This window comes from Halomonas sp. 3A7M, assembly GCF_014897875.1.
In the GTDB taxonomy this organism is placed as follows: domain Bacteria; phylum Pseudomonadota; class Gammaproteobacteria; order Pseudomonadales; family Halomonadaceae; genus Vreelandella.
Genome location: NZ_JABUZD010000007.1, coordinates 21,990 through 29,231, shown reverse-complemented (window position 1 = coordinate 29,231; position 7,242 = coordinate 21,990). Strand labels below are relative to the sequence as shown.

The window sequence follows — 7,242 nt, the reverse complement described above, 5'->3', positions numbered from 1 at the left end:
CCTACATACATTATGCACGAAAACTTTCGGTTAGGCACTTACCTGACTCGGGGTGATGCGGCTTACACGCTGGTTCAAGTAGCTTTGAATGATTTGATTATGCTGTTTGCCTTTGCGCCGCTTGTGGTGCTGTTACTAGGAATCTCAAACATCCAAGTGCCCTGGGACACGGTTATTTTATCGGTGGTGCTGTACATCGTCATTCCGCTTACCGCTGGCTATATCACCCGTAAAGCACTGATCGCCAAGCGCGGAGCTGAATGGTACGACAACGTGTTTATGAAGCGCGTTGGCCCCATCACCCCCATCGGGTTAATCATCACTCTCGTGCTTCTATTCGCCTTCCAAGGCGATGTTATTCTAAACAATCCACTGCATATCGTATTGATCGCTATTCCACTGATTATTCAAACGTTCTTGATCTTTTTTATTGCCTACGGTTGGGCTAAAGCATGGCGTGTGCCGCACAACATCGCTGCCCCAGGCGCTATGATCGGTGCCAGCAACTTTTTTGAACTGGCGGTCGCAGCAGCCATTGCACTGTTTGGTTTACAATCAGGCGCCGCGTTAGCCACAGTAGTGGGTGTTTTAGTTGAAGTACCGCTTATGCTCGCACTGGTACGCATTGCCAACAACACGCGCCAGCATTTTCCTTCACCTATTCATTAGCATAACCTGAGAGACTCCCCCTGAATGGTCACCATCTACCACAACCCTAACTGCAGTAATTCGCGCAATACATTGGCAATGATCAAGGCGTCGGGCGAAGACCCCGAGGTAATCCACTACTTGGAAACACCGCCCAGCCGAGAGCGCCTAGTAGCGCTACTCACGATGATGAAGATATCACCACGAGAACTGCTGCGCCAAAAGGGTGCGCCTTTTGATGAGCTCAAATTGAATGATTCTTCGCTAGACGGTGATCAGCTGATTGACGCCATGCTAGCGCACCCGGTTCTGATCAATCGTCCTATCGTCATTAGCCAAAAAGGCGCGCGCCTGTGTCGCCCACCCGAACGAGTATTGGAGCTGCTTGAGCAACCCGTGGCACACTTTACCAAAGAGAATGGCGAAACCATCCACTATCCAGCGAGCTAACATAGGAACCACATGCCAGGACAATAGAACGGGGTGAACAATGAGCCATGTCATTGATATCGACAGCAACGCAGTGGCGTTCATTAAACAACAAGGCGGAAGCGTCACTGTTCGGCTTTCCCCTCGCCACGGCTGCTGCGGAGGCCTCGCCAAGCTAGCGGTAGCCGAAGCGCACCATCCAGAAGATACCCAACACTATCAGCACCATCTTCAAGATAGTGTTTCGATCTACATTGATCCTAACCTTGCTAACCAAGGACTGCGCATTGGCGTGGAAGGCTGGTGGAAATTGCGCCACCTTTATGTGGATGGTGCAGCGTTATCAGCAGGCTAGAAACTGGCCTTTAAGCAGCTTGTCTAGGCAACGCCAGTGCCATCACGGAACTGGCTGTCACGAAGGCCGCCGATACCCAAAGACAGGCGCTCAATCCGTACGCCATATATAGCCAGCCTGACAGCAAGGTTCCTACCAAACGCCCCATGGCGTTGGCCATATAGTAAAAGCCGACATCCATCGAGACGCCATCAGCACGAGCGTAATGAACGATCAGGTAACTGTGCCAGCTGGAGTTAATCGCAAATAGCACACCAAACGCTAAAAGCCCGACCACCAGCCAACCCACCTGCGCCAGCGGTAACAACGCCAATAAAATCGCTAGTACTGCTAAAGCGGCTGCCCATCCTGCGGTTAGCGAGCGGGCATCCCCTTCAATCAACTGGGTCAGTTTAGGTGCCTGGGTTTGTACCCCACCGTAGCCAATAATCCATGCTGCCAGTAGCCCCCCCACCGTCCAGTGACTCCAGCCGTGCTGATCGTATAGGAACACCGGCAATGCCACGACAAACCAGACATCCCTAGAAGCGAACAGGCAAAAGCGCGCCGCTGAAAGCACATTGATGGCACGGGACTTGGAAAAAATCTCCGAAAATTTGGGTTTTACTTTTTGGCGACCTAAATCTGCTTTTAAGCGCCATAAAGAGACCATTAATACCGCGCTAAGCATCACCGCCATGGCAATCACCGCGCCTCGGAAACCAATCAGCGTCAGTAACAACCCGCCGATAAAAAAGCCTAGACCTTTCAATGCATTTTTAGAGCCGGTCAGCATCGCTACCCAGCGGTAGAGAGAGCTATTAGCGTTGGCACTCTCTTTAGGCACCAATACTTTGACCGCACTTTTAGCACTCATTTTATTTAAGTCTTTGGCAATGCCAGACAGCGCCTGCGCCGTCATCACCCAAACAACCGTGAGCATCCCTGCGGGCACCATCAGCATGGCAAGCGCAACAATTTGCAGCCCCAGCCCCACATTCATCGTGCGGTTCAAGCCTAGCCGCGCGCCAAGCCAGCCGCCGACCAAGTTGGTCACGACGCCAAACGCTTCATAGAACAGAAACAGCATGGCGATTTGCAGCGGCGAGTAACCTAGCTGGTGGAAATACATCACCACCAGCATGCGCAGCGCGCCGTCGGTAATGGTAAACGCCCAGTAGTTGCTAGTGATCAGCATGTATTGGCGCACCTCAAAAGGTAGCGCCTTTACGCGCGCGAACACCTTTAGCAACGACGAATCAACCACGGTCCATCTGCTCTTTAACTGTCTTCTCACCAGCTACCATTAACGCCAGCTCGGCTGTGCGGTTGGCATAGCCCCACTCGTTGTCATACCAGGCGTAAAGCTTAAGCTGGGTACCGTTGACCACCATGGTAGAAAGCGCATCAATAATGGAGCTGCGCGGATCAGTGCGATAATCAATCGATACCAGCGGGCGCTCTTCATACCCCAAAATACCGGCGAGTCCTCCCTCCGCGGCCGCTTTCAGCGCTTGATTGACCTCTTCCACCGTGACCTCGCGCTCAAGCTCAAACACCATATCGGTGAGCGATGCATTGGCCAGCGGCACACGAATGGCATGACCATTCAGCTTGCCTTCCAGGTCGGGAAAGATGGCTGTGATTGCTTTTGCAGAGCCCGTTGTCGTTGGAATCAAACTCATACCACAGGCACGAGCACGACGCAGGTCTTTGTGCGGCGCATCTAGAATTGTTTGGGTGTTGGTAATGTCGTGTACCGTCGTCATCGAACCATGGCGAATACCAAAGGTTTCCTGAATCACTTTAACCACCGGGGCTAAGCAGTTTGTGGTACAGCTAGCGGCCGTTACGATCCGGTGCTGAGCAGGGTCATAAAGATGATCGTTGACACCTACCACCACGTTCAGCACGCCCTCTTCTTTAATCGGTGCACTCACCACTACGCGCGCAACGCCTTGATCAAGATACGCCTGGAGCTTGGCGGTTTCTTTCATTTTACCCGAGCACTCGATGACCACGTCACAGGCAGACCAGTCACTGTCGGCAATCGCTTTATTGGCGCTAAACGCAACCGTTTTACCATCTAAAACAATCGCATCGTCATAAGCTGCAATCCCTTCACCTGGAGACCAGTGGCCATGCACCGAATCAAACTCAAGCAGGTGGGCAAAGGTTGCTGAATCACCGCCAGGGTCGTTAATACGCACAAGCTCTACTGCCCCCGCTTCAACCTCAGCCCATAAGCTTCGCAGTGCCAATCGGCCAATACGACCAAACCCGTTAATACCGATACGTAATGTCATGGGGCCTCCTATTTAGATAAACGTATGCATGAACGTCTAAATAAATGAATAGTGCAAAAATTCGCAATGCCAATATACGAAAAAACATATATGAAAAAATAAAAAAATGCCTGCAGGTTAGCTTGGGGCTAGCCTACAGGCAGTCTTAGTTAACCGTAACGACCGGAGATATAGTCTTCGGTTTTTTTCTGTGCCGGGGTTGAGAACATCACTTTGGTATCGTTGTACTCGATGATTTCCCCCAGGTGGAAAAATGCCGTGTAGTCGGCTACCCGTGCGGCCTGCTGCATATTATGCGTCACGGTAATAATGGTGAACTGCTCTTTCAGCTTATCCATCAAATCTTCGATGGTTGCGGTCGAGATCGGGTCAAGCGCCGAAGTCGGTTCATCCATTAAAATCACATCTGGCTGTACTGCAATCGCTCGGGCAATACACAAACGCTGTTGTTGACCACCAGAGAGAGAGGTACCTGGCTCATGCAGCTTGTCTTTCACCTCGTTCCACAGCCCGGCGTCGCGTAGCGCCTTTTCAACCAACTCTTCCTGCTCGGCTTTACGACTGACCAAATCGTGCATGCGTGGAGCGTAAGCGATATTTTCAAAGATCGACTTAGGAAACGGATTAGGCTTTTGGAATACCATGCCCACCCGGCGACGCAGCGCCACTTCATCCATTTTAGGCGCATTAACATCTAGCCCATCCATCTCAACCAAGCCTTCGACTCGTACGCTAGGAATCAAGTCGTTCATGCGGTTCAAGCAGCGTAAAAACGTCGACTTACCACACCCCGAAGGGCCAATCAGTGCCGTCACATTTTTCTGAAATAGATCAATATTCAGATTATTCAACGCTTGGTTTTTGCCATACCACAGATTCAAATCGCGAACCCGGAAGCTCAGGTCGTGGCACGCAGCGTCGTTTCGTGTGTAGGGTTGCCCAGCCGCAGGGACTTGCTGGCTATTCATTACGGGTGCTTGGCTATTCATAATCATGTCCTCTATCGCGCTGGCCTACCAGCGACGCTCAAATTTCTTACGTAACACAACGGCAAAGGCGTTGAGTGAGATGAGTATGGTGAGTAGCACCAAAATACCGCCGGCGGTTTTTTCTACAAACGCCTGCTCTGGCTCACCTGACCAGGTAAATATTTGAGCTGGCATGACGGTGGCTGCTTCGGTAAATGAAGCACCCACATCGGGGATAAAAGCCACCATACCCACGATAATCAACGGTGCTGTTTCACCCATCGCTTGCGCCAAGCCAATAATAGAGCCGGTCATAATACCTGGCATAGCTAACGGCAAAACGTGATCCCGCACCACTTGCCAGCGCGAACACCCCACCCCAAAGCCAGCATGGCGGATGGATTCCGGCACGCTACGCAGCGCAGTACGTGTTGAGATAATAATAACGGGGAGCGTCATCAGCGCCAGAGTCATACCACCCGCTAACGGCGACGAACGCGGCACCCCAAAGAAGTTAATAAAGATCGCAAGACCCAGCAGACCAAACAGAATCGAGGGAATCGCAGCAAGGTTGTTGATATTAATTTCAATGAGCTGAGTAAAGCGGTTGTCTGGAGCAAACTCCTCCAGATAAATCGCCGTCATAACGCCGATAGGAAACGAGATAGCTAGGGTGACGATCATTGTCATCACGGTACCGACAACGGCCGAGAGGATACCGGCATTCTCGGCAATTTTTGAATCACCCGAACCAAAAAAGGTGCTATTGAAGCGAAGATCTACCTGACCCGCTTCAACCAGGGCATCAATAGCCGCCTGTTCTTCTTCACTTAAACGATGCCGGTGACCTTTCAGATACTGATCCACCCCACTGGTCGCTAGCACCCACTGGGTTTCGCTGGTACCAATCATGTCAGGATTATTGCGAAGTTCCATCGGGATCACGCGCACTACCGTGCGGCTGATAATGGGCAGCAGCTCTTCATCAAACGCCTTCCGCCCATCGGTTTCGGCTTCTTCGGTATAGTTGATCTCGACTTGTATATACGCTTGCTGAAAAGCAGGCAGACCTTTAGTCAGCATGTCTGCAAAAAACAGCACCAGGAACAAGCCTGCCAGCCCTAACGACCCCATGGTTATCCATTTAAGGCGGGTAGACTTCCGGTGGCGCTTTTTAAGCTGCTGGCTGATTTCGTCAAAAGTATGGCTCATCGAAACAGTTCCTCGACGTTACAGGTTATTCACGCGATATTTTTCGCGGAAACGACGGATCATCAGAACCGACACCAAATTAAGCACAAGCGTAACAACGAACAGCACAAGCCCTAACGCGAAAGCCGATAGCGTTTCAGCACTTGCAAACTCTTGGTCGCCAGTTAATGCTGCCACAATGCGCACGGTGACCGTGGTCATATCTTCCAGCGGGTTGGCGGTTAAGTTGGGACGCATACCTGCGGCCATCACCACAATCATTGTTTCACCCATCGCACGCGACATACCTAAGAGCGCAGCAGAGATAATCCCGGGCATTGCAGCGGGCACTACCACATCACGAATGGTCTCCCCTTTGGTCATGCCCAGTGCCAACGACCCTTGGCGCATGCTATCTGGCACCGAGTTGATCACGTCATCAGACAGCGATGAGATAAACGGTATGATCATAATGCCCATCACAATGCCAGGCGCCAGCGCATTGTTATAAGAAGCGTCGAGCCCCAAAAAACCAGCGATATTAACGATAATCGGCGCTACGGTGATGGCGGCAAAAAAGCCGTAAACCACGGTAGGAATGCCCGCCAAAACCTCTAACACCGGCTTGGCAACGGTGCGCACTTTACTTGGCGCAAATTCGGACATGTAAATTGCTGAGAGCAAACCGACAGGCACCGCCACCAGCATGGCGATAGCAGTAATCATAAAGGTACCAGCGAACAGCGGTACCGAGCCAAACTCAGCACCGCCACCATCGCCGCGACCCGCTGCAGCTAAAAAGCTTGCCCCCGGGTTCCAGGTGGTGCCGGTAATAAATTCCCAGAAGCTGTGCATTTGAAAAAAGCGCAGCGCCTCGGAAATGATCGAGAACAAAATACCAAAGGTAGTGAAAATCGAAATTAATGCTGCCCCAGCCAAGACTTTACCGATTACCGATTCTATGGCTTGACGGGCATGAAAATCAGGCTTCACTAGGTTAAGGCTCACCATTAGACCTATGGCTGCCACTACCAAACTCGCCGCAAATAAATAGAGCGTGGGGATATTTGCCCCCATTAATAGCAGCGCAAATGCTCCTAGCGCACTAACAAGCACCGCAGGCCCGGCGGTAGAGAGCACGGTAAACCAGGCATATTGATCTGGCTGAGCAAACATAGCCGTGCCCGCGCTACGGAACCGAGCGGCTTTTGAACGGCCAGCAAAAAAAGCCAGCAGCCCCAGCAGCAATAGTGCAGCACAAAAAATCAGTAGAAGCTGGTTGGTCTGCATCGCATCTCTCTCACGTCGTCACCGGTTAAGAAACTTATCAACAATAATGGGCCGACAGCTTGCGCTGCCGGCCACC

The 7,242-nt window shown here is 51.6% G+C and carries 8 protein-coding genes; 3 read left to right on the top strand and 5 right to left on the bottom strand.

Annotated elements, in window-relative coordinates:
• The 3 genes from INT19_RS00480 to INT19_RS00470 form a co-directional block, all read left to right on the top strand.
• Positions 1–669, top strand: a 669-nt coding sequence (locus INT19_RS00480) for an arsenic resistance protein (protein ID WP_193059292.1), incomplete at its 5' end; no start/stop codon positions are given.
• A 24-nt stretch (positions 670–693) separates the two neighbouring features.
• Entirely contained in the window at positions 694–1,098 is a 405-nt protein-coding gene (gene arsC, locus INT19_RS00475) for an arsenate reductase (glutaredoxin) (RefSeq protein WP_193059291.1), read from the top strand.
• 40 nt (positions 1,099–1,138) lie between these two features.
• Complete coding sequence (locus INT19_RS00470; RefSeq protein WP_193059290.1) at positions 1,139–1,432, top strand: CC/Se motif family (seleno)protein; 294 nt, start codon at positions 1,139–1,141, stop codon at positions 1,430–1,432.
• A gap of 10 nt (positions 1,433–1,442) precedes the next feature.
• Here the strand turns inward: INT19_RS00470 and arsJ are convergent, their stop codons facing one another.
• The 5 genes from arsJ to pstC form a co-directional block, all read right to left on the bottom strand.
• On the bottom strand, positions 1,443–2,609 hold the full coding sequence (gene arsJ, locus INT19_RS00465; RefSeq protein WP_226924395.1) for an organoarsenical effux MFS transporter ArsJ: 1,167 nt from the start codon (positions 2,607–2,609) through the stop codon (positions 1,443–1,445).
• Between the two features lie 61 nt (positions 2,610–2,670).
• The gene (locus INT19_RS00460) at positions 2,671–3,717 is read right to left on the bottom strand and encodes an ArsJ-associated glyceraldehyde-3-phosphate dehydrogenase (protein WP_193059288.1); all 1,047 of its coding nucleotides are present in this window, start codon (positions 3,715–3,717) and stop codon (positions 2,671–2,673) included.
• A gap of 149 nt (positions 3,718–3,866) precedes the next feature.
• Positions 3,867–4,706, bottom strand: a complete 840-nt coding sequence (pstB, locus tag INT19_RS00455) for a phosphate ABC transporter ATP-binding protein PstB (protein ID WP_193059287.1) — start codon at positions 4,704–4,706, stop codon at positions 3,867–3,869.
• A 24-nt stretch (positions 4,707–4,730) separates the two neighbouring features.
• The gene (gene pstA / locus INT19_RS00450; RefSeq protein WP_193059286.1) at positions 4,731–5,897 is read right to left on the bottom strand and encodes a phosphate ABC transporter permease PstA; all 1,167 of its coding nucleotides are present in this window, start codon (positions 5,895–5,897) and stop codon (positions 4,731–4,733) included.
• A gap of 18 nt (positions 5,898–5,915) precedes the next feature.
• Positions 5,916–7,166 (bottom strand): phosphate ABC transporter permease subunit PstC, encoded by a 1,251-nt coding sequence (gene pstC / locus INT19_RS00445; protein ID WP_089037902.1) that lies wholly within the window; start codon positions 7,164–7,166, stop codon positions 5,916–5,918.
• Between the last annotated feature and the right edge of the window lie 76 nt (positions 7,167–7,242).

Bases quoted from the DNA above. Each gene is read 5' to 3' on its own strand.
- pstB (WP_193059287.1), bottom strand. From the start codon at position 4,706: ATGAATAGCCAAGCACCCGTAATGAATAGCCAGCAAGTCCCTGCGGCT.
- pstA (WP_193059286.1), bottom strand. From the start codon at position 5,897: ATGAGCCATACTTTTGACGAAATCAGCCAGCAGCTTAAAAAGCGCCAC.
- arsJ (WP_226924395.1), bottom strand. From the start codon at position 2,609: ATGCTGATCACTAGCAACTACTGGGCGTTTACCATTACCGACGGCGCG.
- INT19_RS00460 (WP_193059288.1), bottom strand. From the start codon at position 3,717: ATGACATTACGTATCGGTATTAACGGGTTTGGTCGTATTGGCCGATTG.
- INT19_RS00470 (WP_193059290.1), top strand. From the start codon at position 1,139: ATGAGCCATGTCATTGATATCGACAGCAACGCAGTGGCGTTCATTAAA.
- arsC (WP_193059291.1), top strand. From the start codon at position 694: ATGGTCACCATCTACCACAACCCTAACTGCAGTAATTCGCGCAATACA.
- pstC (WP_089037902.1), bottom strand. From the start codon at position 7,166: ATGCAGACCAACCAGCTTCTACTGATTTTTTGTGCTGCACTATTGCTG.